Raw genomic sequence first — 24,068 nt, 5'->3', positions numbered from 1 at the left:
TGGAAAATTCCAGCTGATTTTTTATTGTATTAATCATGATAATCTGTGAACCAGATGGATGTGCTTTGAAATGGAGAAATGATGTTGAGAAATAAGCAATCTTTGATAATTAATAGTTAAAATAGTATAATAATGTAAGACATGTGAAAATACTAGCTAAGAATAAAAGTACATAATTATTAAAAGTATCTGAAAGTAGTGGATGAAAGTATGTCGAGAGTAAAGCGAAAAACACGAAAAAAGAAGAAACCTAGTCAAATAAATGAAAATCTACTTGCAGTAGGCTACATTTTTTTTGGTATTTTTATGACTTTGTCAGTTAGAACGGAATCAATGGGTATAGTTGGACAGAGCATAAAGTATATACTGCTAGGCTTGTTTTCGAAGCTATCTATATTAATAGCATTCATCTTAATATTTTTAGGGGTATACAAGCTCATATATCCTGAAAAAATTCAATACCAAAAAATACCTAAGCTTCTGTCCTTTATTTTGACAACAGTTGTTGTCCTTATGTATGGCTTACTGCAAAAGGATTTTTTGCCTAGGACTACACCTCTTAGCCTTGAGAATAGCAGATTGATATTTTCTATGGCTCAAAGAGGAGAAGGCTCAGGGCTTATAACTAGCATAATTACATATTATTTTCACGGATTGCTTGGAACTGCAGGAACCAGTTTACTTTGCATATCTTTAATACTCTTTGTTCTAATCTATTATTTTAAGATTGATCCTGCGAAATTTTTTGAAATATTTAAAACAGGACCAGCATATATTAAGGAATTTATAATAAACACAAAAGCAAAGATAACAGATTTTGTGCTAGTAGACTCTGATGAGGATGAAGATAAAAAAGTTATAAAGCCACGAAAAAAACCTATTCAGCTTCAAGTTGAAACCGATAATATCGAAATTATTCATGAGACTAAAGAAAAAATAGATAAGCCTGAAATACTAGAAAGTGAGTTGGATTTAGAAATTCCAGCAGTAATGAAAAGACCTCGAAAATTAAGTGATGACTCTTATGTATTTCCAGGGTTAGAGCTATTAAACAGCCGTGAAAAAAATCCTAAAAAAGATTCTAGTAGCAAAATGAAAAATTCTAAGACGCTAGAAAGTACTTTACTTAACTTTGGAGTAGATGCAAAGGTAAAAAGCATTTCTCAAGGGCCAACAATAACTAGATATGAACTAGAACCAAGACCAGGAACTAAGGTGAGCAAGGTAACTAATCTTACCGAGGACTTAGCTTTAGCTCTTGCGGCTCAAACAATAAGAATAGAAGCTCCTATCCCCGGAAAATCACTGATAGGTATCGAAATACCAAATGATACAAGTGAGGTAGTGAGCTTTAAAGATATAATAGAAAGTAAAGCTTTCAATACATCAAATGTAGATATAGCTTTTGGAGTAGGAATGGATATTGGTGGCAATGTAATAGTAGCAGATATAGCAAGAATGCCACATATGCTAGTAGCTGGAGCAACAGGCTCTGGGAAAAGTGTATGTATAAACACCTTAATTTGCAGTATACTATATAAGTACTCGCCTAAAGATGTAAAGATGATTATGATAGACCCTAAAATGGTTGAGCTTTCAGTTTACAATGATATACCCCATCTTCTCATACCAGTTGTAACAAATATGAAAAAGGCGCCTAATGCTTTAAACTGGGCAGTAGCTGAGATGAATAGAAGATATAAGCTGTTTGCAGAATCAAAAGTAAAGGATATAAATGGATACAATGAGAAGTTTGAAGAAAGACTTCCTAGAATCGTTCTTATAATAGATGAGCTTGCAGATTTGATGATGGTGAGCCCAAATGAAATTGAAGATGCAATATGCAGGCTGGCACAAATGGCTAGAGCTTGTGGAATCCATCTTGTTATTGCAACACAAAGACCATCAGTAGATGTAATCACAGGACTTATTAAGGCTAATATTCCATCCAGAATAGCATTTTCTGTATCTTCACAGACAGATTCGAGAACCATTTTAGATACTGGAGGAGCTGAGAAACTACTAGGAAGAGGAGATATGCTTTACTATCCTATGGGAGCAAATAAACCAGTGCGCATCCAGGGAGCTTTTATTTCTGAGAATGAAGTAATCAAAATTACTGACTTTATAAAAGAAAAAAATAGCGTGGACATTGATAACACTGAAATAATCCAAGAAATTGAAAAGATAAAAGAGCAAGCAGATAATCCAGAGGATGAATTAATAACAGAAATTCTAGACTTTATTAAAGAAAAAGAGCAAGCCTCAACATCACTGCTTCAAAGAAAATTCAGAATAGGCTATAATAGAGCCTCTAGAATAATAGACGACCTTGAACAAAAAGGTATAGTTGGGCCAAGCGATGGAGTAAAACCAAGAAAGGTCTATATAGAAAACATTAAAGAAAAATAGATGGAATTTAAACGCAGGAAGGTGTAATTTTGAAAGAAATCAATATAGAAGAAGTATTAGAATTACAAAATTCAATAATTGTAGATGTTAGAACACCGAAAGAATATGAGGAAGATCATATCCCTGATTCAATCAATATTCCAATATTTGATGATGATGAAAGAGCTATAATAGGAACCTTATATAAACAAAAGGGAAAGGAAATTGCTGTAAAAACAGGAATAGAAATAACCTCTCCTAAGCTTCAAGATTTCTACAACAAATATTTGACTCTATCTAAGCAATATAATCAAATAATACTATATTGCTTTAGAGGAGGAATGAGAAGCGGTTCACTTGTAAATTTTTTAAATGAAATGGGTCTAAATGTTTTAAAAATTAGTGGTGGGTATAAATCCTACAGAAACTATGTATTAGATTACCTTGAGAATTTAGGTATGAAGCATCAATTTATTGTGCTTCATGGGCATACAGGGACAGGTAAAACTCAGCTCCTAGAAGCACTTGAAGAAAAAGGCTGCTGTGTACTTAATCTAGAAGCCTTGGCTCAAAATAGTGGCTCAGTATATGGCGAAATTTTTTATTCAGGTAAAGCTCCTACCCAAAAATGGTTTGATTCACGAATTGTAAAGATATTGAGAGAGTCAAAATTCAAAAATGTGCTTATGGAAAGTGAAAGTAAGAAAATAGGAAAAGTTACTTTGTGTAAAAGCTTTTGGGATACAATGACAGATGGAAAGCATATTTTAGTAAATTCCTCTGTTCAAAATAGGGTAATAAGATTAGTAAAGGATTATACGAAGTATAATACTAAGGATGATGAGTACTTAAAAAAATCAACTGCAAGATTAAAAGATACTATTGGAACAAAAGCTGTAGAGGACTTAATTAACAAAATAGAAAACAAGGATTACGAATATGTAGCGCATTTTTTAATTCTAAATTATTATGATAAATTATATAGTTATTCTATAGATAAATACAAATATGATATGTCAGTTTCATCAGATGAAATTGATTTGGCTGTAAGTAAAATCTTAGAATACTATGATAATGCTGAAAAGGAGATATAAATGAATAAAAGTGTTTTTATTTCAACGCTTGGATGCTCAAAAAATCTAGTTGACTCAGAGGTCATGCTAAATATATTGCTAGAAAATGGATTACAAAAAGTGGACTCTCCTCAGTTAGCTGATATAGCTGTAATTAATACCTGTGGATTTATAGAATCAGCAAAAGAAGAATCTATAAATGAAATACTGGAAATTGCAAAGTATAAGCAAATTGGAAAGCTAAAGCATTTAATTGTTACAGGATGCTTATCACAAAGATATAGCGAGGAGCTTAAAAAAGAACTTCCAGAAGTGGATTCGTTTTTAGGAACCACTAGCTTTGAACATATATATAATATAATTCAGGGATTGGAGCTTGGTGAAAATAACAGCTTGATTTTAGACATCAATCACGATTTAAAACCAGATTCAAAGAGAAGCTTGCTTACTGAGAAGTACACAGCTTTCTTAAAAATAGCTGAAGGATGTGATAACCTGTGCACCTATTGCATAATTCCCAAGCTTAGAGGTAAATACAGAAGCAGAAAGCTAGAGGATATAGTAAAGGAAGCAAAAGTGTTAGCAGCTAGTGGGGTAAAAGAGATCATTGTCATAGCTCAAGACACAACGAAATATGGACTCGATATTTATAACGAAAAAAGCTTGCCTAGACTGCTTAGAGAGTTAAATGCAATTGAAGATTTAAACTGGATTAGATTCTTGTACTCTTATCCAGAAGATATAGATTTAGACCTTATACTTACAGTCAAAGAATCTGACAAGGTATGCTCTTATTTTGATATGCCAATTCAGCACAGTCATGATCAAGTTCTAAAAAGAATGAATAGAAAAACTACTGGAAAGCATATCGAAGACACAATAGCATTAATCAGAGCTCACATTCCAGAAGCTGTACTTAGAACGACGCTAATAACAGGTTTTCCTGGAGAAACAGATGAGGAATTTGATGCCCTTTATGATTTTGTCAAAAAAATTGAATTCGATAGACTTGGAGTATTTGCATATTCTAAAGAAGAAGGAACACCAGCTGCTATTATGAGTGGTCAAGTTGCAGAAGAAATAAAAGAAGAGAGAAAAAATAAAATAATGCAGTTACAGCAAGAGATTTCTTTAAGGAAAAATCAAGCACTTATTGGTAAAGATTTCGAAGTTATAATAGAAAAAGAAATCGAACCAAATTTATATGAAGCTAGAAGCTACAGGGATGTACCAGAAATAGACGGAATTATATATGTCAAAGCTTTAGCTTCACATAATGAAGGTGAATTTATAAAAGTAACTATAAAAGATGCTATGGAATATGATTTATTAGGAGATGAAATAATATGAATATAGCAAATAAGTTGACTCTTTCCAGAATAATAATGGTGCCCTTTTTCTTGGTAGCAGTATATTTCGAAAAAGACTCTCCGGTTTTACCTATTTCAGCTATTATATTTGCTGTTGCATCATTTACAGATTTTTTGGATGGATACTTGGCTAGAAAGTATAATTTGATTACTGATTTTGGAAAGTTTATGGATCCTCTAGCTGATAAAGTTTTAGTTGTTGCAGCTCTTGCGGTATTAGTAGAAATGAATTTGATTCCAGCATGGATGATTGTTCTCATTATAACTAGAGAATATGCTGTGAGCATACTTAGAGCTATAGCTGCTAATACTGGCCAAGTAATTGCGGCTTCACAAGGTGGAAAAGCTAAAACAGTATCTCAGATAATTGCAGTTTTAATGCTTTTATTAAATATAAAATATGGAATATATGTAATGTGGATTGCTGTAATCCTTACATTTGTTTCTGGAATGGACTATTTAATGAAAAACAAAAAACTTATATCCCAAAAATAAACCATTAGTTGACGAACATATATTTGTGATATATAATCATATTAGAACTTATGTTCGATAGAAAGGTGGAGTATAAATGGATGAAAAACGTATGGAAGAAAAACGTAAAGCATTAGATGCAGCTATAGCTAAAATAGAAAAAGACTTTGGAAAAGGCTCTATAATGACCTTAGGCGAAAACGCAAAAATGAATATAGAAACTATATCTACAGGGTCTATTGGCCTTGACGTAGCAATTGGTATTGGTGGTCTACCAAAAGGTAGAATAGTTGAGATATATGGACCAGAATCTTCAGGTAAAACTACTGTAGCTCTTCATGCAGTAGCTGAAGCTCAAAAACTAGGTGGTATAGCTGCCTTTGTAGATGCAGAGCATGCTCTTGATCCTGTATATGCAAAAGCATTAGGTGTAGATATAGATAAGCTGATAGTATCACAGCCAGATACTGGGGAGCAGGCACTTGAAATTACAGAATCCCTTGTTAGAAGTGGTGCTATAGATATAATTGTTGTAGACTCGGTAGCGGCTCTTGTACCGAAAGCCGAAATCGAAGGAGAAATGGGCGATTCTCATATAGGACTTCAGGCTAGACTTATGTCTCAAGCGCTTAGAAAACTAGCTGGATCTATCAATAAATCCAAAACAATAACTATTTTTATCAACCAGCTTAGAGAAAAAGTAGGCGTTATGTTTGGAAATCCAGAAACTACAACAGGAGGAAGAGCACTAAAATTTTACGCCTCTGTTAGATTAGATGTAAGAAAAATAGATATTATCAAGCAAGGCGATACTATGCTTGGAAGTAGAACGAGAGTTAAGGTTGTCAAAAATAAAGTAGCTCCACCGTTTAAACAATGTGAATTTGATATCATGTACGGTCAAGGAATATCTAAAGTTGGAGAGCTTGTTGACATAGGAGCAAACTTAGATATTATAAAAAAATCTGGTGCTTGGTATAGCTATAATGAAGAAAGATTAGGACAAGGAAGAGAAAATGTTAAGCAATTCTTCATGGAAAACCCAGAACTTATGAACGAAGTTGAATCAAAGGTAAGAGAGTATTTTAATATTAACACTTCTCCTATTGAGATTGCAAAAACTGATGTTGACGATTCAAAAGAGGAGTAATCGAATAATTATATATTCTATATTGCTTTAATTTAATACTCAACTAATCAAAAAAAGCTCCAGATGGAGCTTTTTTGCATATCCTGCAAAATAGTGCATTCTTGACACAAAGCCATATAAATATTAAAATTAGAGGTGATATACACCTTAAAAAATATAAAAAAGGAGGTGGCTATAATTATAACTATAACAAACGCAATACTAATTGCACTTGTAACTGCAATCATAGCAGCATTTATAGGATATATGGCCAGAAAGAAAATTGCAGAAGGCAAGATTAACCAAGCCGAAATAGTAGCTAAAGAAATTGTTGAAAAAGCTGAAAAAGACTCTGAAACTGTAAAAAAAGAAAAATTAATTGAGGCAAAAGAAGAAGTTCACAAAATGAGAAATGAATTTGATCGTGATTATAAAGAAAGACGATCTGAGCTTCAAAAATTTGAAAAAAGACTTATCCAAAAGGAAGAGCATTTAGATAAAAAAATAGCTCAACAGGAAGATAAGGAAACAAAATTATCAGAGAAACTGAAAACTATTACTGAAAAAGAAAACCAAATTGAAGAAATCAAAACTCAGCAGCTAGAAAAATTAGAGGGAATTTCTAATTTGACAACTGAAGAAGCTAAAAGCCAAATTTTAGCTAATGCTGAAAGAGAAGTAAGACATGATTTAGCTCTAAAAATTAAAGAGCTAGAGCACGAAGCTAAGGATGAAGCAGACAAAAAAGCTAGAGAAATAGTAGCTTATGCTATTCAAAAGTGTTCTGCAGATCACGTAGCTGAAACAACTGTAAGTGTTGTGAGCCTACCAAATGATGAAATGAAAGGTAGAATCATAGGAAGAGAAGGAAGAAATATAAGAACCCTTGAAACACTTACTGGAGTTGATTTAATTATTGATGATACTCCTGAAGCTGTAGTATTATCAGCATTTGATCCTATAAGAAGAGAGGTAGCAAGAATAGCCCTTGAAAAGCTTATAGCAGATGGAAGAATTCATCCTGCTAGGATTGAAGAGATGGTAGAAAAAGCTAAAAAAGAAGTGGACAACATAATCAAGGAAGAGGGCGAGAAAGCCGTTTTCGAAACTGGAGTATATGGACTTCATCCTGAACTTGTTAAGCTACTTGGTAGATTAAAGTACAGAACAAGCTATGGACAAAACGTATTGAAACATTCTATTGAGATTGCTCATCTATGTGGAATCATGGCAGCTGAAATTGGGTCAGATGTAAAGCTAGCTAAAAGAGCTGGTTTACTTCATGATATAGGAAAAGCAGTAGACCATGAGATGGAAGGAACACACGTAGAAATAGGAATGGATCTATTAAGAAGATATAAGGAGCCTAAAGAAGTAATCCACGCTATGTCTACACATCATGGGGATTATGAACCTCAATCAGTAGAGGCAGTTCTAGTGACTGCAGCAGATGCAATATCAGCAGCTAGACCAGGAGCAAGAAGAGAAACTTTAGAAGCTTATATCAAGAGACTTGAAAAACTTGAAGAAATTGCGAATTCTTATGAAGGTGTAGAAAAATCTTATGCGATTCAAGCAGGAAGAGAAGTTAGAATCATCGTTAAGCCAGACAACGTTACTGATGATTTCCTACCACTATTAGCAAGGGATGTAACCAAGAAAATTGAAAGCGAAATGGAATATCCAGGGCAAATAAAAGTAAGTATAATTCGTGAAACAAGAGCAGTTGATTACGCTAAATAAATATGATTTCAATAGGGACTCGCAAGAGTCCCTTTTTTAGTGTAAGATAATAGAAAGCGAGCAATCAGGAGGAGATATATGAAACTTTATTCGAGTAATATAATATCCGACGTTGAAGCATTAAGAGTAAAAGACAGTGAGAGAGAGTTCTATAAACATCTTAAAAATAAGCTTTCAGGGATTGGCATAACAAAAATAACGCCATTTGAGAACTTCTATGCAGACTTATATTATGAAGAAAATGGACATGTTTTATTTATAAAATTTATGGACACACAAGAAGAGACATTTTCAATACTTGAAGAAGAGCTCATTGAGATTATGAAGGAAGAGCACGATTACTTCATAAGCAAAATAAATGGGTTATACAAAAATTTATATGTGAATTATATATATATAATGCCATATGTAGACTTATCCTCTTATAAAGACGATTTTGCAAAAGCGCATATAGTAGATTCAAATATATTTTCTTTGCTAAAAGAAGATAGTATTGAGCTGAAAAAATATTATTCTAAGAAGAATGATGATATTCAATCGAATTTACTTAGGTATAGTATTGCGAGAGAATACCATGTGATAAAAAAAGAGGATGATAAAAGAATTTTAAATAAAGAATTTAAAAAGATTATTTTTAATTATAAGGACCATGAATATCAAGCAACTTTCTTGACTGATAAGCAAATCACTAGAGTGAATTCAATTAGATATGGAAATGCTCTTTTTATAGGGCCTGCCGGTTCAGGTAAAACAACTACACTTATAGCAAGGCTGATTAAATTATCTAGGATATATGATAAAGATAGATTTCTGTTTTTGACTTTCAATAAACAGCTGATGCAAGACATTAGATCGACCTTAGATATGATGGGATTAAAGCTAAACAATGTTGAAATAATAAATTTCCATAGCTACATTCTAAATTTATCTAAAAACTATGGTCTGAAGGTAGACAAAAATAATCCAAAATCTTTTGATGAACAATTTGAAACCATATTTACAAAAACAAGCCAAATTTATAAAAGCCAGCATATCTATAAAGGAATTATTATTGATGAGGCTGAAAATTTCAAGGAAGATTATATCCATTTTCTTAAAAATTTACTTTATAGAACTAAGCATTTTTTTATGATTTCCTCTGATAAAGCAAAGGATATAAGAGGATTTATGAATAACTTTACTGGTGGCTGGGAGAACTTGGAGTATGCAGAAATAGCAGAATTTAATAAAAATTATAGATGCACGAAAAATCTCTCGGATTTTACGAACAACTTTATAGATAATGTAACTAAATATATAGATGAAAAGAATTTGATTTTGCCTGAAGACTACTATATCAAGAGCACATCCCTAAGGCATAAAGGACAAACAGCTAATATAATTAAATGTGATACAGTAGAGGATAAGCTTAAGCATATAACTGAGCTTATATCAAAGCTCACAGATAAGCGCATAAAATACAGCGATATCTGTATTATCTATCCATTTAACAAAAGAAGGACAAAAAATAAATCTGTTATATACTTTCAGTATCTTTTAAAGATGGCTTTAGAAGAGGCTGGAATTGCTTTTATGATAGCAAATGAGGACTTTACTAACCTGACCTATAAATCAGGTATAACAATATCAAACATATTTTCTATAAATAATTTAGAATATAAGGTTGTAATTCTTTGCGAATTGGAAATGCTTTACGCTCACAGCTTAGCTAATGAGTATTCATATACGGATGCTTTGTCATTTATAAAAAATATAAATATGGTATATACTGCCATAACTAGGGTAACAGAGGAACTCTATATTTTCACTTTAATGGAGGACTCAGACAGCACTATATTATCATTGTTAAAAAAACCATAAATTCTATTCTTTTTAATTGAATATTTATAAAATATCGCCTAGAATTAAATAAAAGTAGTATTTTGCTTAAAAAATAATGATTTAGAATGTTATTTAATATAGTTTATATTTAGAAATGTATTAAAATAAAATTTAATAGATAGTTTAGCAAATAAAATAATCGAATTGCTTAAAATTTAAAAAATAAATAAGGGGGAATTATTGTGAAAAAAAGAATCTGTTTGATAGTCTTATCCATTATTTTATTATCAACTGTACCTAGTTTAGCTCATGGGGGTAAAACTGATTCAAGTGGTGGACATAAAGATAATAAGAATAAAAGTGGCTTAGGATATTATCATTATCATTGTGGAGGGAATCCTCCTCATTTACATAATAATGGTTCTTGCCCATATTCAGGTGGCTCTTCAAGTTACCAAACTACAACGCCACAAAAAACTGTTATTGCCACTCCAAAAGCAATGATTCCTAATTTTTCAGTGAAAATAAATGGAACAGAAATAAATAATACAAGTTCTGAATATCCTGTTTTAAATTACAATAATATAACTTATATTCCACTTACATCTGATCTCCTAACTTATCTTGATATATCATATGATTGGAATAATCCAAACGGGATAATTGTTAATAGAACTTCTCAAGCAGTAAATAAAGGAGCATTCGTTTCTGCGTTTAATAGCGGATACTCAGTTAAAGGTCAAAGTAAATCAATTTCAAAAGTGGGCAAAGCTATGATAGTAAATGGCACAACTGTTGACAGTAGTCAATATCCAATTATAAATTTTGCTGGAGTAAATTACTTACCTTTAACTACTGATGTTCTTAATAATTTAGGGTTAAAATCTTCTTGGAGTGAATATGAAGGGTTCTCACTGTATAATTAAAGGTTAGTTATTAGATTTGGAGGTTTAGACATGGAATCTTTGTTAAGCATTATTGCTATAGCTTTATTTGTTTATTCTATGGTTAACTTTTTCAAACTCATAAAAAACAGAGATAAATCTTATTTTAAAAAAGCATTAGCTCTTTTTATATCTTCATTTATTGTAGTTATGCTTATTCCAATTGCTCCTGTCAAAAGCGAAGAGCATCAGATACCTTTAAATGCAACGGAAGAAAATAAAAATAGTAACGAAATAGTAGCCGAACAAACTTCAAATCAAGAAGCATCTAAAACTGAAAAAACAGGTGCTAAGCTTTATACTGTAACACGAACTATTGATGGAGATACTATAGAAGTTCTAATTGATGGTAATACAGAGAAGATAAGATTAATTGGAATTGATACACCTGAATCAGTTCATCCTGACCAATCTAAAAATGTACCTGAAGGAAAAATGGCTTCAGAATTTACTAAAAGTAAGCTTGAAGGTAAACAAATTGCTCTTGAGCTAGATGTTGAAGAAAGAGACCGATATGGACGACTTTTAGCTTATGTGTGGATTGATAATGTAATGTTCAATAAAACATTACTTAGCGAAGGGTTAGCCCAAGTTTCAACATACCCTCCTAATGTTAAGTACACGAATGATTTTCTAGCTTTAGAAAAACAAGCTAGAGAAAATTCTGTAGGTTTATGGAGTCAGCAAGTTGCCACTACTGCTCCAGTTTTTTCAGAACCAAAGCCTCAAGCTTCAACTGTTAATAATGAAATGACATTTATAGGAAATAGAAATACTAAAAAGTTTCATTATCCTACTTGCAGCAGTGTAAATCAAATGAACGAATCAAATAAAGTTTCATTAAGCTCAAGAGAAGAAGCTATCAATGGGGGCTTTATTCCATGTAAAAGATGTAATCCATAAGGAGGATTATATTAATGGGAAAGAAATTGATTGTGTTTATTTTAATATTACTATTTATTACAGGTTTCATAATATATTCAACTTTTATAAGATTACCAAATTCGTATAGTTCAGTAGCTTTGAATTCATACAGTAGTAATTTAGAAGCAGATACAACTTTAACTTATGATGAAAATATATCAATGATAGATGAAGAAATAAGTATTAATTTAGAGAGTCTTGAAGAAGAGGTACATGAACTAGAAGAAGAAAAATATGAGTTAGAAAATCAAATAATGAGACTGGAAGACGAGAACAATTATATAAAATCGACTATAATAGAGTTATTAGAAGCTGAAGAACTAAGAGCAATATCTTATGAAGAATTAAAAGATGAGTTATATTTTTTAGCGAATTAATGTCAATATATATTTTATAAAAGCCTTTTGGCTTTTATTTTTTTATATTGGTGAGCATATAGTGTCATGTATTATAAAGTTGATATGAAGAGATTATAATTTAATCATAACGTAAATTGTGGAAAAATATTTATAGAATAGTTTAATAATTAAGGGAAAATGCAAATAAAAAATATCAAAATGCTACAAAGCCTGTATTTTTTAATAAAAAATACAGGAGATTTGTTAAGGGAGAACTATAATGTTAAAAAAGATATTAATAACTTTTATTGAGAACTCTGAAATAATTAGAAATTGGATTACTTTTGCATCAGATATTTCCATATTATTAATAACGTTATACACTTTCAGACTTACTTTTATTTCAAAAAAAATAAAAGTCTTAAGTTATGGTACTACATGTGATAAAGATGGAAATTCATATAATTTAATAATTGAGAATAGGTCATTATCTCCAATAGTAGTTAAGAGTGTAAGTATGATTGTAGATAAAAAGTGGAAGCTAGGTATAATAAAATATAAAAAACCTTTAATTGTTAATCCATTTTCAACAGAATATATTGAAAAAAATAAGTATGGATATATTGAACATGAGGAAGAATTTAGATTTGAAGATGTTGTTTTTGAAATAGAGACTTCTAAAGGGAAATATTATATACCTTTTAATAAAAGATTTTCCAAAATATCAAAAGAATTAAAAAAGATAACTAGTAATGTTAATTGCTTTAATTATATGTATAATAATAAGATTATATTACCAGAAGCAAAATACATAGTAGATATTTATAAAAATAAAGATTTTGTAGACACTATTTTTATATTGAAATCTGGTTTAATGACAGATAGTTTAAATGGAATTGATAAAATATCTATCAAAAATATTGATAGTAAGAGTGAAGTCGTTGAAGAAATCGAAAGAATAATAAGTGAAACTGATTACTCTGTAAAAATTTCGGATGTAAACAAATTTTTGATTACCTAAAATATTTTCTTAGAAAGAATATTTAATAAATGATTTATGACAATTAATAAACGTATTATAAAAGTAGAAATACAAAGCTGAAGTCTTTACCCAATCTGATATATTGGTGCTCTATTATAAAACGAAAAAAAGCACGGGTGGTGCATATAATATAAATGCAGTTAACTTTATAAAGGATAAGAACAAAATTTTTATTAGAAAAAATCTCTTGTCAGAAAACAATTCATTAGGCTCTATAGGAGGATATGAAATAGCCTCTGGAGTAAAAAACTGTTATTTAGAAAAAACAGGCGATAACTATAAGTTTGTGGTAGAATTAATTGATAATAATTTTATATATAAAAAAGAAATTTATATAGATAAAACAAATAGTGATATATAGCTATGGAGATGGAAAGCTTTGAAAAGAAAAATAAGTATAGTTATTTCCTTGATACTCATCCACAATTTTTTGTTTATAGATATAGCAGTTGCTAGTGATAGACCATATATTACGATTGGTGACAGAGAATTTATAGTAAATTATGAGGATTACACTAGGATTAATAATCAGTTTGAGGGATACAATCCCAAGCTGAGTTATCCCTTAGCTCAATTCTCTGCATACTTAGCATCACAAAGCTATAGAAACCCTGTTGAATTAAGAGAAGCTGGCTTGGTTGATTCATCGAATAAATATTTTGGTGAGATACTTAAAAAAAATAATTTCCAAGATATCAAGCTAGTACATAATTACGATAATGCAAGAATCTATATGGATACATTTCTAAAAAGCTATGGTGGCCTATGGAGATTTATAAAAAGAGGGAGCAGTGGAGAGATTGATATAACTGACCCTAGGATTCAGACTCTTGCAAAGGCATCAACTCAGGCTATAGTTGGCTACAAGTGGATTCATGCAAAGGGAAAGAAAAGAAGAGTGATTTCTATTACATTTAGAGGGACAGAAGGACTTAATAATATAAGAAAGCTACATGAAGATTGGTTAATTAGTACTTTATCAAAAAAAATAGATTTTAATGGAAAAGGAAAGGTTCATAGAGGCTACTATGCTTGTGCATTGGAGTTTGAGAAAATGGAGTCTAAAATTTATTTTGATAATAAATCTCTGAAAGAAATAATCGATAATGCAAATCAAACAGGAGACTTAATTGTTTTGTCAGGGCATAGCAGTGGAGGAGCGATAGCTTCTATTTATGCTGCTATGCTTATTGATAAAGAAAAAAATAGTTTTCCAAGAGATCAAATTCAAATTTATAGCTTTGGAGCGCCGCCTTTCTCGGACAAAGCCTTTTCAAAAATTTATTCATCCTCAGCAAATGCTGACAAGCTACTTAACTTGCATAGAATAGTTGAAAGATATGACATAGTTCCATATTCATCTAGAGGTGCAAAGCTTAAATCATATACTAAGGATATATTTGCAGGAGCGGTATCTGAAAATGAAGCCTTGAGAAAGTCAAAGCTTTTAAAAAAGCTATTTAAAACTGAAAGCCCTGAATTTAAACAAATAGGCTATTCCGAGGAATATAAAAACGGACAAAAAATACCTTCAGATGATACGGATGACACTAGTATGACTACAAGAGATAAGCTTTATTTTTTCATGGAGGAAGTTAATAGCAGAAAGTTATCCCATCATACTATGTCTTGGTATATATCAGTATTGAATAAGGAAGCTTTAAAGCACAAAAGAGGCGATTTAGGAAAACCAGAAGTTTTTTATAAATATAAAAATAATAAGGTATTTATCTATACATTAGAAAAATCAGAGATATATTACTCATTTGATACAAGCGCACCTTCTATGAAAAGAACCAATAAAATAAATACAAGTGGGTATGTAGATATTAAGGGGAATATATTAACGTTTTTTGCAATTGATGAGTATGGAAATATGAGCTCGATAAAAAGTGTAGGACTTAGAAATCCAAGCTTAAGTAAACGACACTACGAGAAAGTCGAGCAATAATTATTTAGAAACTAGGAGGTTTATTATGGCAACTGTTATTCTTAACATGATACTAATTATTGTATTAAGGATCTGTGATGTTTCACTTGCAACTACAAGGACAATTCTACTTACTAAAGGAAAATCCAATATAGCAGCATTAATTGGTTTTTTTGAGGTAATAGTATATATGAAGGTTTTGGGGGACGTAGTAAGTCAGCTTGATAAGTGGTGGTATTTACTGGCTTATGCTACTGGTTTTTCACTTGGGAATCTCATTGGCGCAAAGCTAGAACATAGACTTGCTTTTGGAGATGCACAAATGAGATTAATAATAAGAGAAGAGTATAGATATATAGTAGATGAGCTAAGAGAAAAGGGTTTTGGTGTGACAGTTTTTAAAGGAGAAGGTCGAGAAGGTGAAAGACTTATGGTTCTTATAACTCTCAAGAGAAAACGAGTAAAAGAAGTTTATGACTATATAAAAGAAAAAGATATTAATGTTTTTGTTTCCGTAAATGATATAACCTCGTATTCTGGAGGCGTTATGCATCCGAGGGCTGTGAATCCAAACAACAGAGTTTAGGTTTTAAAATAATTGACATTGTTTTATTCACAATAGAAAAGGACTGCGAACTAATCATTTAATGCAGCATATTGTAGCTTAAAATTAACCTCGATATGCTGGATTAAATGATTATTTTGCAGTCCTTTATGAATTTCTTTATATTTTGAATTGTTTAGATATATGAGGTTTTAGCTATTATGATTGCTAATCCATTACTCGACAGCAAGCTTTAGCTTACTTAAATTTAATCTCATTTTTGAGAAATAATCTTCTCCAGCATTTATTTCATCGTCAGTCATGCCCTCTATGGTATATAGAATGTCTGATTCTACACCAGTTTCATCGGCAATAGTATTTATGATTTTATCATTTGCTAGCTCTTCGAAAAATAAAACTCTTATACCTTCCTTATTTACTAAATCAGTTATTTCAGACAGAACTTTTAAGCTAGGCTCGTTTTCAGGCGATATTCCAGACAAACTGTGAAATTCTAATCCATAACGCTCGCCTAGATAAGAAAAAGCGTTGTGAGATACCACGATTTCCTTTTTATTTTGAATAGCTTCTAGTTGCTTATACTCTGAATCGAGAGTTATAAACTCATCCTTTAGATTTTTTAAATTAGTTTCATAAACAGCTTTATTTGTAGAATCTAGCTTTGATAAATTTTCATAAATTATTTCACTCATTTGCGAAGCTCTAAGAGGGTCAAGCCAAATGTGTGGGTCATATTCTGAGTGGGAATCCTCATCTTCTTCTTCACCATGTGAGTGCTCTACATATGGAAGTGGATTTACCTCTTCCCCAAGACTGATTATCTTGGAGCTTAGAGATTCTGGCAAAGAATCAGCCCATGGTTCAAAATCCAGACCATTTAGAAGTATCAAATCAGCATTTTCTAACTCAGCCAAAGTTTTAGCGCTTAGCTCAAAACTATGAGGCTCTGCTCCAGCAGGTACAATAAGCTTTAAATCTATAAAATCTTCTGCAATTTTATTTGTGAAATCATAAATTGGGTAAAATGAAGCATATACAGTTAACTTTGAATCCTCGGTATCATCAGTAGAATTCGTATCTGAGCTTGATACAGAACTACTGCATGCAGATAATACAACCATCATAATGAGAAGCAATGAAATTAAACCAGTTTTTTTTGTCATGATTTCCTCCTGTATTCTTAAAAAAGAACTTTATATTTTTAAATTATAATGCTATAATATTAATGCAAATGATTTGCATTAAATACCTACATTTAATATTATACCATAATAAGGTATTTGCTAATCAAAAAATTGAAAGGAGAACAAAATGAAAAAGATTAAAATTATAAGTTTCTCAGTTGCATATTTAATTCTTCTTACACCTATTTATGCGAGTGCAATGCATATTATGGAAGGGTTTCTTCCTCCACTTTGGGCGGCTATATGGTCAGTAATAAGCTTACCTTTTATAGTAGGAGGATTCTCTAAAATAAAAAAAATAACAGATGAATCTCCAAATATGAAGCTTCTTCTTGGACTTGTAGGAGCGTTTGTATTTGTACTTTCAGCTTTAAAGCTTCCATCAGTTACAGGAAGTACATCTCACCCTACTGGAGTAGGTCTTGGAACGATAATATTCGGACCTCTTCCTATGGCAGTAATAGGACTTATTGTATTAATATTTCAAGCATTACTATTGGCTCATGGGGGAATAACTACCTTAGGAGCAAATGTTTTTTCGATGGCTATAGTTGGACCTTTTGCAGGTTATTTTATTTTCAAAGCTATAAAAGACAAAAATAGAAGCCTTGCAGTATTTTTGGCAGCCATGTTAGCAGATTTGATTACCTATATAGTAACTTCACTACAGCTTGCATTGGCTCATCCTGATGCAGTTAACGGAATTGTAGGCTCATTCACAAAATTTATGGGTATATTTGCAATAACTCAGATTCCACTGGCTATAGGAGAAGGGATATTAACTCTTATCGTCTATAACCTACTAGTTGAATATCAAAAAGAAGGAGGTTTTAATCTTGAAAAAACACATTAATCAATTTCTTCTTTTTATACTAGTTATTATCATGTTTACACTTCCTCTTATATTTTTAAAGGATGCTCCATTTGAGGGAGCAGATGGAATGGCAGAAGAAGCAATAACTGAAATCAATCCTGAATACGAGCCTTGGTTTAGCTCGCCGATTGAACCAGCGAGTGGAGAAATAGAAAGCTTGCTATTTTCTTTGCAGGCAGGGATTGGAGCAGGATTCATTGGATATTTCTTTGGATATATGAGAGGTAGACGAAAATCTGACAAGTCATAGATTTATAACATATATTAATTTAAAAAAATTAGGCATAACTATTTATTTTTGGTATAATGTATCTTGTCAAATATATAGTTAAGGTGGGATGCACTCTTGGAAAGTCAAAAAAGAAAAGTCATGCTTAGAATTGCTGCGATGATTGCTGCATTTTTAGTGCTTATTGCAGGTGCTATTTGGTTTAAAAGCTGGTGGATTAAAGCTCCACTTATAATACTAGCAGCGGCGCTAGGAGCATTTTTAGTAAGAATAGCTATATCTTACAAGCGAAAGAAGTTTTATTTTGAAGGTAAGGTTTTATCAATTGTTCCGCCAAAAGGAAAATTTGGAAAAACATCTGTTATTATGAAAAATGGAAAAGTTTCTAAAAAATTATTTTCTCTTCAAAAACTAAATATGAAGGTTGGAAATGATTATGGAGTTTATTTCGAGGATAAATCAAATGAAATAATTCAATATCAGCCTATAAAGCCTCAGGTTATGAGACCGACAAAAGGTCAACAATCAAAGCTTCCAATCAAATAACATATTGTAGATATGCAATATAAATTAAAAAATCCGACATTTGTCGGATTTTTTTAATTTAACCTTATATAGCAAGAGTTACACAACTGAGTATAATTTTTTTTAGTCTACAATCACATCTATATTGATATTATTATTTTATGCTGTGAAGCTTTTCTAGTATTAGGGTTTCAAATTCAATTAATTTATTTGATGCCTCTTCTAATGAAGGTGCTTTTGAATAAAGATAAAGCTTAATTTTTGGCTCAGTTCCAGATGGTCTAAGAGCGTACCAGCAGCCATCATCAAATATAAATTTCACTGCATCAGTTTTTTCTATATCTATTGTTAGGGATTCGTCTGTTAGTAAGTTTTTAGAAAGCTGCTTTTCGTAATCCACCATTTCAGTTAGATTAGAAGAACCAATAGCTGTAGGATATAAATCCCTATATTCTTCCATCATACGTTTGATTCGTTTTTGACCTTCTACACCTTCTAAAACCAATGAAATTGTTTTTTCTTGATAATATCCATATTTTTCAAAAAGCTCATTTAGGACATCAACAAGGGTTTTGCCCTGCTCTTTGTAATAGGCAGCAGCTTCAGCTAGCATCAATGAAGCAGAAACAGCGTCTTTATCTCTTACAAAGGTTCCTATAACGTATCCTATACTTTCCTCATAACCAAAAATAAAATTCTTTTCCTTTGTCTTATCATATTCATTTGGAAGAGCGCAAATATTCTTAAAGCCAGTTAGAACGTTAATCATTTCCACGTTATAGTCTTTTGCTATAGCAGTTCCCATATCTCCAGTAACAATGGATTTAACTATAACAGGATTTCTAGGAAGCAGTCCTTTCTCTGTCATGGCTGAAAGTATATAGTTAATTAAAATTACGCCGGTTTGATTTCCATTAAGAGGAACAATTTTATTGTTATGCTTTACTTGAACTGCCAATCTATCACAATCAGGATCAGTTGCGATTAGTAAATCTGCATCTACATCTTTTGCTAATCTTTCAGCATATTCAAAGGCTTTTAAATCCTCAGGGTTAGGATATTCAATTGTTGGGAATGTTCCATCAGGATTTTCCTGCTCTTTTACAACATAAACTTTATCAAAACCCTTTTCTTTTAGCACTCGTCTTACAGGAATATTTCCAGCTCCATTTAGAGGTGTATATACTATTTTGATTGATTTATCAATTTCCTCGTCGCGTAGAGAAACGTTCATAACTTCGTTGATATAGCTATCGTCTACTTCCTTTCCTATATCTATCAGTAAGCCTTTTTGTCTTGCTTCTTCCTCTGATATAACGGGAATGTCAGCAAAGGATTTGATTTTTGAAATCTCTTCCAAAACTAAATTTGCTATGTCTGATTTGATTTGTGAACCTTCTTCCCAGTAAACTTTATAACCGTTGTAGTCTTTAGGATTATGGCTTGCTGTTATATTTATTCCAGAGCTACAACCATAGTATCTTATGGTATAAGATAGCTCTGGGGTAGGTCTTAGTGATTCAAAAAGATAGGCTTTTATTCCATTGGCAGCCATTACAAGTGCACTTTGCATAGCAAATTCAGGAGAAAAAAGTCTGCAATCATAAGCTATAGCTATGCCTTTTTCTACATATTCAGGCCCATGTTTTTTTATAACCTGAGCTAAAGCGTGAGTAGCTCTGGATATAACATAAATGTTCATTCTGTTAGTACCAGCGCCTATTTTTCCTCTTAGTCCTGCTGTTCCAAATTCAAGCTCTTGATAAAATCTATCTTCGATTTCTTCAGGTTTATTTTCAATAGATTTTAACTCATCTTTAGTAGTTTGATCTATAAAATCATCATTCAACCATTCTAAATAGCTATTCATAATATTGTTATCCATAAAATTGCCTCCTCAATATTTAACATAAAAATATAATACCTTAATTATAAATGCAAGCAATAGAATTCTCAAAGCTTAAATTATTAAAAAGCTTATAAATTACACCCTTGAGTTAAATTTCTTTTTGCAAGTTCTTTGTTAATCCCGTTTAATATATATCTTTTGTTTGCGCTCCATAAAGGTGCTATTAAATCTTCTTTTGAGCCATCTCCAGTGAGCCTATGTATGACGATTTCTTCAGGTATAATAGAGATTAAATCACAGATTAAACTGATATAAGCATCTGCATCCATGATATCAAAAGGATGAATTTTATAATAGCTTTCTAAATCTGTGTTTTTTAGGATATGAAGCATATGTAATTTTATACCCCATATTTGTTTTTCAACCAAATAATTTAAAGTTTCGATATAGTGCTTTTTTGTCTCATTTGGTAAATTAAGTATAAGATGAGTTACAGTCCTTATATTATTTTGGTTTAAAGCAGAAATTGCTCTGTCAAAAGCCTCTAAACCATAACCTCTTCGAATAAATTCCTCAGAATGCTTATGAATGCTTTGAAGACCTATTTCAACCCAGAGAAAGGTTTTTTCGTTATAAGTTTTTAAAAGCTTAATGACATCTTCATCAAGGCAATCACCTCTTGTAGCTATTGCTAGTCCAACAACATTATCAAACTCTAGAGCTTCATCGTACTTTTCTTTTAGAGTTTTAATATCGGCATATGTATTTGAGAAATTTTGAAAATAAACTATATATTTTGCCTCAGGCCATTTTTCTTTTAGTAGAGATATTTGGTTTTTAAGCTGACTTTTTATAGGTAGAGCCCTATCACCAGAAAATTCTCCAGAGCCTCTAGAACTGCAAAATATACACCCGCCATAGCCTTTGAAGCCATCTCTAGTAGGACAAGTAAAGCCACCATCTACTGACAATTTTATTACCTTTGTCCCGAATACTTTTTTTAATTCATAATCTAAACTGTGATATCTTTTATCAAGCCACATGTATTCTCCTATCTTTATAACTCATGATTTTATCTACCTTCATATGTATACAATGTTATTATTGTGTTATAATAATTATTATAGCAAAGAAATGATAAAAATATCATAAGGAGTGAATAAAATGCCTGCGAGTGTGTTCACACAGGAAAATTTTGCTCGATTAGATTTAGTTATAGCTCAGCATAAAGGTGAGCAAGGAGCGTTAATGCCAGTTTTATATGAAGCTAAAAAAATATTTGGCTTTATAAGTATAGATATTCAAGAGAGAATCTCTAAAGGTCTTGATATTCCACTTTCAGAAATATATGGAGTAGCATCTTTTTATTCTACATTTTCTGATAAGCAAAAGGGTGAGAATATAATTGCAGTTTGCTTAGGAACAGCATGTTATGTCAAAGGCTCTCAAAAAATTATAGACAAGATATCTAAAAAATTAAATATTGAAGTAGGAGATACCACTTCAGATGGAAAATTTTCTTTGGTGCCTGCAAGATGTGTAGGAGCTTGTAGCTTGGCTCCAGTTGTTACTATAAATGCAGATGTATATGGTAAAGCAAAGCTAGATGATATAGATTCTATTTTATCAAACTATTAATAGAGTAATTAAAATCAAGCGAGGTGAAGTTATGTTTACAGCAGGAGTTTTGACTGCAAGTGACAAAGGGGCAAAAGGTGAAAGAGCAGATGAAAGTGGTAAGCTAATTGCTTTAGAGCTTGAGAAACTTGGTTACAACGTTGTTGAAAAAATAGTAGTACAGGATGAAATCGATGAAATAACGAGTGCTCTAGAAGAAATGGTTGATAGAGGAATAAATCTTATACTTACTACTGGAGGAACTGGTTTTTCCAAAAGAGATGTTACTCCAGAAGCGACAAAAATGGTCATAGAAAGAGAAACACCTGGTATCTCAGAAGCAATAAGACATTTTAGCTTTCAAATTACAAAAAAAGCAATGTTGTCAAGAGCAGTTTCTGGAATAAAAAAAGACAGCCTTATCATCAATATGCCGGGTAGTCCTAAGGCTGTGAAAGAAAGCATGGATATAATAATGCCTAGCATAGAGCATGGACTAGAAATATTACTTGGACTCACTGGAGAATGCGCTAGAAAATAGATTTTACACAATAGAAGAAATAGGTGAACGTTATGAGAGACGATTTTAATAGAGAAATTAGCTATTTGAGGATATCTGTGACAGATCTTTGTAATTTTAATTGTGAATACTGTATGCCAGAGGGCATAGAAAAAAAAGACCATAGTGATATATTAAGAATAGAAGAAATTGAGAACATTTGTAAGGTTGCAGCCAGAAATGGAATCAAGAAAATAAGATTAACAGGCGGAGAACCTCTAGTAAGAAAAGGTATTTTGAGCCTTATTAATAAAATTAAAAGTATAGACGAAATAACAGAAGTTGCTATAACTACAAATGGAGTTTTGCTAGATGAAATGGCAAAGGATTTAAAAGCTGCAGGGCTAGATAGAATAAATCTGAGCCTAGATTCAATGGATGAAAATGTATTTCGAAAAATCACAAGAGGACATGAGCTAAGTGAGGTTTATAAAGGATTAGAGTCAGCTTTAGATGCTGGTTTTGAAAATATAAAAATCAACACCGTATTAATTAATAAAGTGAATGACAATGAAATCGCAGACTTTATAGCTCTTACTAAAAATAAATATGAAGTTAGATTTATTGAGCTTATGCCAATTGGAAGCACAGCTCGGTATGCAAAGGAACATTTTTTCAGTGCTGATGAGGTGCTAAAAAGATATCCCCAACTTGAATTGCAAGAAAATACTGACAAATCATCCCCAGCAGCCTATTATAAGCTTCCAAACCATAAATATAGATTAGGGCTTATAAGACCTATCACCTGTAATTTTTGCAGTAACTGCAATAGATTGAGATTGACCGCTGATGGCAAGCTCAAGCCTTGTCTTCATTCAGATATGGAAATAGATATAAAAAAAATAGCTTGCAATGATGAGCTTTTAGAAAAGAGCTTTCTATCGGCAATCTCACAAAAGCCAGAAAAACATCATTTAGATGATGGCAAATACATAATACGAGGAATGTCTAAAATCGGAGGATAATTAAAATCAAGGAGGAAACTATATGGCAAAAGTAATAGCAGTTAATATTAGCGAAAAAAAAGGGACAATAAAAAAGCCAGTTTTACATGGAGAGTTTAAGATTGATCACGGTATGGTTGGAGACGCTCATGCTGGAGATTGGCATAGACAAGTTAGTCTTTTAGGTCAAGAGAGCATAGACAAGATGATAAGCATGGGTGCAAAGGATTTAACTCCTGGGAAATTTGCAGAAAACATAACAACAGAGGGAATATGCTTATATGAATTGCCAGTTGGAACTCAGCTAAAGATAGGTGATACTATTCAAGAAGTGACTCAGATAGGAAAAAAATGTCATCATGGATGTGAAATTAAAAACCTTACTGGAGACTGCATCATGCCTAGAGAAGGTATATTTACAAAGATTATAAAAGAAGGCCAGGTAAAGCCTGGAGACGATATAGTTATAATCTAGACACCCATTTTGGGTGTTTTTTGCATTAAGCAAGAGTGATTACATCAGCATGATAATATGATATAATA

General features: G+C 31.8%; 24 protein-coding genes. 21 read left to right on the top strand and 3 right to left on the bottom strand.

Features of this window, described 5'->3' with window-relative positions; all coding sequences use genetic code 11:
* Positions 1-210 precede the first annotated feature (210 nt).
* The 14 genes from CLOST_RS08530 (at position 211) to CLOST_RS08465 (ending at position 15,765) form a co-directional block, all read left to right on the top strand.
* On the top strand, positions 211-2,412 hold the full coding sequence (locus CLOST_RS08530; RefSeq protein ID WP_013361896.1) for an FtsK/SpoIIIE family DNA translocase: 2,202 nt from the start codon (positions 211-213) through the stop codon (positions 2,410-2,412).
* 29 nt (positions 2,413-2,441) lie between these two features.
* Complete coding sequence (gene mnmH / locus CLOST_RS08525) at positions 2,442-3,485, top strand: tRNA 2-selenouridine(34) synthase MnmH (RefSeq protein WP_013361895.1); 1,044 nt, start codon at positions 2,442-2,444, stop codon at positions 3,483-3,485.
* Entirely contained in the window at positions 3,486-4,814 is a 1,329-nt protein-coding gene (gene rimO / locus CLOST_RS08520) for a 30S ribosomal protein S12 methylthiotransferase RimO (RefSeq protein ID WP_013361894.1), read from the top strand. It begins immediately after the preceding gene.
* Positions 4,811-5,329 carry a CDP-diacylglycerol--glycerol-3-phosphate 3-phosphatidyltransferase gene (pgsA, locus tag CLOST_RS08515; RefSeq protein WP_013361893.1) on the top strand — a complete coding sequence of 173 codons (519 nt, stop codon included), beginning with the start codon at positions 4,811-4,813 and terminating at the stop codon, positions 5,327-5,329. The genes rimO and pgsA overlap by 4 nt, the downstream gene beginning before the upstream one ends.
* 76 nt (positions 5,330-5,405) lie before the next feature.
* Positions 5,406-6,458 (top strand): recombinase RecA, encoded by a 1,053-nt coding sequence (recA, locus tag CLOST_RS08510; RefSeq protein WP_013361892.1) that lies wholly within the window; start codon positions 5,406-5,408, stop codon positions 6,456-6,458.
* A 180-nt stretch (positions 6,459-6,638) separates the two neighbouring features.
* On the top strand, positions 6,639-8,180 hold the full coding sequence (rny, locus tag CLOST_RS08505; protein ID WP_041487447.1) for a ribonuclease Y: 1,542 nt from the start codon (positions 6,639-6,641) through the stop codon (positions 8,178-8,180).
* A 78-nt stretch (positions 8,181-8,258) separates the two neighbouring features.
* Positions 8,259-10,040, top strand: a complete 1,782-nt coding sequence (locus CLOST_RS08500) for a DEAD/DEAH box helicase (protein ID WP_013361890.1) — start codon at positions 8,259-8,261, stop codon at positions 10,038-10,040.
* A 203-nt stretch (positions 10,041-10,243) separates the two neighbouring features.
* Complete coding sequence (locus CLOST_RS14095; RefSeq protein WP_013361889.1) at positions 10,244-10,927, top strand: hypothetical protein; 684 nt, start codon at positions 10,244-10,246, stop codon at positions 10,925-10,927.
* A 30-nt stretch (positions 10,928-10,957) separates the two neighbouring features.
* Positions 10,958-11,848: a thermonuclease family protein gene (locus tag CLOST_RS08490; protein ID WP_013361888.1), complete on the top strand. Its 891-nt coding sequence runs from the start codon at positions 10,958-10,960 to the stop codon at positions 11,846-11,848.
* Positions 11,849-11,862: 14 nt separating this feature from the next.
* The gene (locus CLOST_RS08485; RefSeq protein ID WP_013361887.1) at positions 11,863-12,246 is read left to right on the top strand and encodes a hypothetical protein; all 384 of its coding nucleotides are present in this window, start codon (positions 11,863-11,865) and stop codon (positions 12,244-12,246) included.
* Between the two features lie 241 nt (positions 12,247-12,487).
* Complete coding sequence (locus tag CLOST_RS08480; RefSeq protein ID WP_013361886.1) at positions 12,488-13,228, top strand: hypothetical protein; 741 nt, start codon at positions 12,488-12,490, stop codon at positions 13,226-13,228.
* A gap of 106 nt (positions 13,229-13,334) precedes the next feature.
* Positions 13,335-13,610, top strand: coding sequence for a hypothetical protein (locus tag CLOST_RS08475; RefSeq protein WP_041487163.1), 276 nt, complete (start codon positions 13,335-13,337; stop codon positions 13,608-13,610).
* 18 nt (positions 13,611-13,628) lie between these two features.
* The gene (locus CLOST_RS08470; protein WP_013361884.1) at positions 13,629-15,200 is read left to right on the top strand and encodes a lipase family protein; all 1,572 of its coding nucleotides are present in this window, start codon (positions 13,629-13,631) and stop codon (positions 15,198-15,200) included.
* 25 nt (positions 15,201-15,225) lie between these two features.
* Positions 15,226-15,765, top strand: a complete 540-nt coding sequence (locus CLOST_RS08465; RefSeq protein WP_013361883.1) for a DUF2179 domain-containing protein — start codon at positions 15,226-15,228, stop codon at positions 15,763-15,765.
* Positions 15,766-15,959: 194 nt separating this feature from the next.
* Here CLOST_RS08465 and CLOST_RS08460 read toward each other — a convergent pair whose 3' ends face one another.
* The gene (locus CLOST_RS08460; protein WP_013361882.1) at positions 15,960-16,907 is read right to left on the bottom strand and encodes a metal ABC transporter substrate-binding protein; all 948 of its coding nucleotides are present in this window, start codon (positions 16,905-16,907) and stop codon (positions 15,960-15,962) included.
* A 148-nt stretch (positions 16,908-17,055) separates the two neighbouring features.
* Between CLOST_RS08460 and CLOST_RS08455 the strand changes: the two genes are divergently transcribed.
* The 3 genes from CLOST_RS08455 (at position 17,056) to CLOST_RS08445 (ending at position 18,577) form a co-directional block, all read left to right on the top strand.
* Positions 17,056-17,781: an energy-coupling factor ABC transporter permease gene (locus CLOST_RS08455; protein WP_013361881.1), complete on the top strand. Its 726-nt coding sequence runs from the start codon at positions 17,056-17,058 to the stop codon at positions 17,779-17,781.
* Positions 17,765-18,052 (top strand): energy-coupling factor ABC transporter substrate-binding protein, encoded by a 288-nt coding sequence (locus tag CLOST_RS08450; RefSeq protein ID WP_013361880.1) that lies wholly within the window; start codon positions 17,765-17,767, stop codon positions 18,050-18,052. The genes CLOST_RS08455 and CLOST_RS08450 overlap by 17 nt, the downstream gene beginning before the upstream one ends.
* Positions 18,053-18,148: 96 nt before the next feature.
* Positions 18,149-18,577 (top strand): exported protein of unknown function, encoded by a 429-nt coding sequence (locus tag CLOST_RS08445; protein WP_013361879.1) that lies wholly within the window; start codon positions 18,149-18,151, stop codon positions 18,575-18,577.
* Positions 18,578-18,710: 133 nt separating this feature from the next.
* Here CLOST_RS08445 and CLOST_RS08440 read toward each other — a convergent pair whose 3' ends face one another.
* Together CLOST_RS08440 and mnmL are read right to left on the bottom strand one after the other, a co-directional pair.
* Positions 18,711-20,441: a phospho-sugar mutase gene (locus CLOST_RS08440; protein WP_013361878.1), complete on the bottom strand. Its 1,731-nt coding sequence runs from the start codon at positions 20,439-20,441 to the stop codon at positions 18,711-18,713.
* A 92-nt stretch (positions 20,442-20,533) separates the two neighbouring features.
* Positions 20,534-21,448 (bottom strand): tRNA modification radical SAM protein MnmL/YtqA, encoded by a 915-nt coding sequence (gene mnmL, locus CLOST_RS08435; RefSeq protein WP_013361877.1) that lies wholly within the window; start codon positions 21,446-21,448, stop codon positions 20,534-20,536.
* A 121-nt stretch (positions 21,449-21,569) separates the two neighbouring features.
* Here mnmL and CLOST_RS08430 point away from each other — a divergent pair, with 121 nt between their 5' ends.
* Genes CLOST_RS08430 through CLOST_RS08415 form a run of 4 tightly spaced genes read left to right on the top strand, consistent with a single transcriptional unit; the run spans position 21,570 to position 24,000 of the window.
* A complete protein-coding gene (locus tag CLOST_RS08430; protein ID WP_013361876.1) occupies positions 21,570-22,043 on the top strand; it encodes an NADH-quinone oxidoreductase subunit NuoE family protein in 474 nt (157 codons plus the stop codon).
* A gap of 31 nt (positions 22,044-22,074) precedes the next feature.
* The gene (locus CLOST_RS08425) at positions 22,075-22,563 is read left to right on the top strand and encodes a MogA/MoaB family molybdenum cofactor biosynthesis protein (protein WP_013361875.1); all 489 of its coding nucleotides are present in this window, start codon (positions 22,075-22,077) and stop codon (positions 22,561-22,563) included.
* A gap of 32 nt (positions 22,564-22,595) precedes the next feature.
* Positions 22,596-23,546 (top strand): GTP 3',8-cyclase MoaA, encoded by a 951-nt coding sequence (gene moaA, locus CLOST_RS08420; RefSeq protein ID WP_013361874.1) that lies wholly within the window; start codon positions 22,596-22,598, stop codon positions 23,544-23,546.
* Between the two features lie 22 nt (positions 23,547-23,568).
* Positions 23,569-24,000: an MOSC domain-containing protein gene (locus CLOST_RS08415; RefSeq protein ID WP_013361873.1), complete on the top strand. Its 432-nt coding sequence runs from the start codon at positions 23,569-23,571 to the stop codon at positions 23,998-24,000.
* The last annotated feature ends 68 nt before the right edge of the window (positions 24,001-24,068 follow it).

It is taken from the genome of Acetoanaerobium sticklandii (genome assembly GCF_000196455.1).
GTDB lineage: Bacteria > Bacillota > Clostridia > Peptostreptococcales > Filifactoraceae > Acetoanaerobium > Acetoanaerobium sticklandii.
This window is presented reverse-complemented; position numbering and strand designations above follow the sequence as displayed.

What these genes read in the sequence shown, in the direction of transcription:
- mnmL (WP_013361877.1), bottom strand. Translation starts at nt 21,448, where the DNA reads ATGTGGCTTGATAAAAGATATCACAGTTTAGATTATGAATTAAAAAAA.
- moaA (WP_013361874.1), top strand. Translation starts at nt 22,596, where the DNA reads ATGAGAGACGATTTTAATAGAGAAATTAGCTATTTGAGGATATCTGTG.
- rimO (WP_013361894.1), top strand. Translation starts at nt 3,486, where the DNA reads ATGAATAAAAGTGTTTTTATTTCAACGCTTGGATGCTCAAAAAATCTA.
- CLOST_RS08480 (WP_013361886.1), top strand. Translation starts at nt 12,488, where the DNA reads ATGTTAAAAAAGATATTAATAACTTTTATTGAGAACTCTGAAATAATT.
- CLOST_RS08465 (WP_013361883.1), top strand. Translation starts at nt 15,226, where the DNA reads ATGGCAACTGTTATTCTTAACATGATACTAATTATTGTATTAAGGATC.
- CLOST_RS08460 (WP_013361882.1), bottom strand. Translation starts at nt 16,907, where the DNA reads ATGACAAAAAAAACTGGTTTAATTTCATTGCTTCTCATTATGATGGTT.
- CLOST_RS08440 (WP_013361878.1), bottom strand. Translation starts at nt 20,441, where the DNA reads ATGGATAACAATATTATGAATAGCTATTTAGAATGGTTGAATGATGAT.
- CLOST_RS08530 (WP_013361896.1), top strand. Translation starts at nt 211, where the DNA reads ATGTCGAGAGTAAAGCGAAAAACACGAAAAAAGAAGAAACCTAGTCAA.
- recA (WP_013361892.1), top strand. Translation starts at nt 5,406, where the DNA reads ATGGATGAAAAACGTATGGAAGAAAAACGTAAAGCATTAGATGCAGCT.
- CLOST_RS08485 (WP_013361887.1), top strand. Translation starts at nt 11,863, where the DNA reads ATGGGAAAGAAATTGATTGTGTTTATTTTAATATTACTATTTATTACA.
- CLOST_RS08500 (WP_013361890.1), top strand. Translation starts at nt 8,259, where the DNA reads ATGAAACTTTATTCGAGTAATATAATATCCGACGTTGAAGCATTAAGA.
- CLOST_RS08430 (WP_013361876.1), top strand. Translation starts at nt 21,570, where the DNA reads ATGCCTGCGAGTGTGTTCACACAGGAAAATTTTGCTCGATTAGATTTA.
- CLOST_RS08415 (WP_013361873.1), top strand. Translation starts at nt 23,569, where the DNA reads ATGGCAAAAGTAATAGCAGTTAATATTAGCGAAAAAAAAGGGACAATA.
- pgsA (WP_013361893.1), top strand. Translation starts at nt 4,811, where the DNA reads ATGAATATAGCAAATAAGTTGACTCTTTCCAGAATAATAATGGTGCCC.
- CLOST_RS08455 (WP_013361881.1), top strand. Translation starts at nt 17,056, where the DNA reads ATGAAAAAGATTAAAATTATAAGTTTCTCAGTTGCATATTTAATTCTT.
- CLOST_RS08490 (WP_013361888.1), top strand. Translation starts at nt 10,958, where the DNA reads ATGGAATCTTTGTTAAGCATTATTGCTATAGCTTTATTTGTTTATTCT.
- CLOST_RS08425 (WP_013361875.1), top strand. Translation starts at nt 22,075, where the DNA reads ATGTTTACAGCAGGAGTTTTGACTGCAAGTGACAAAGGGGCAAAAGGT.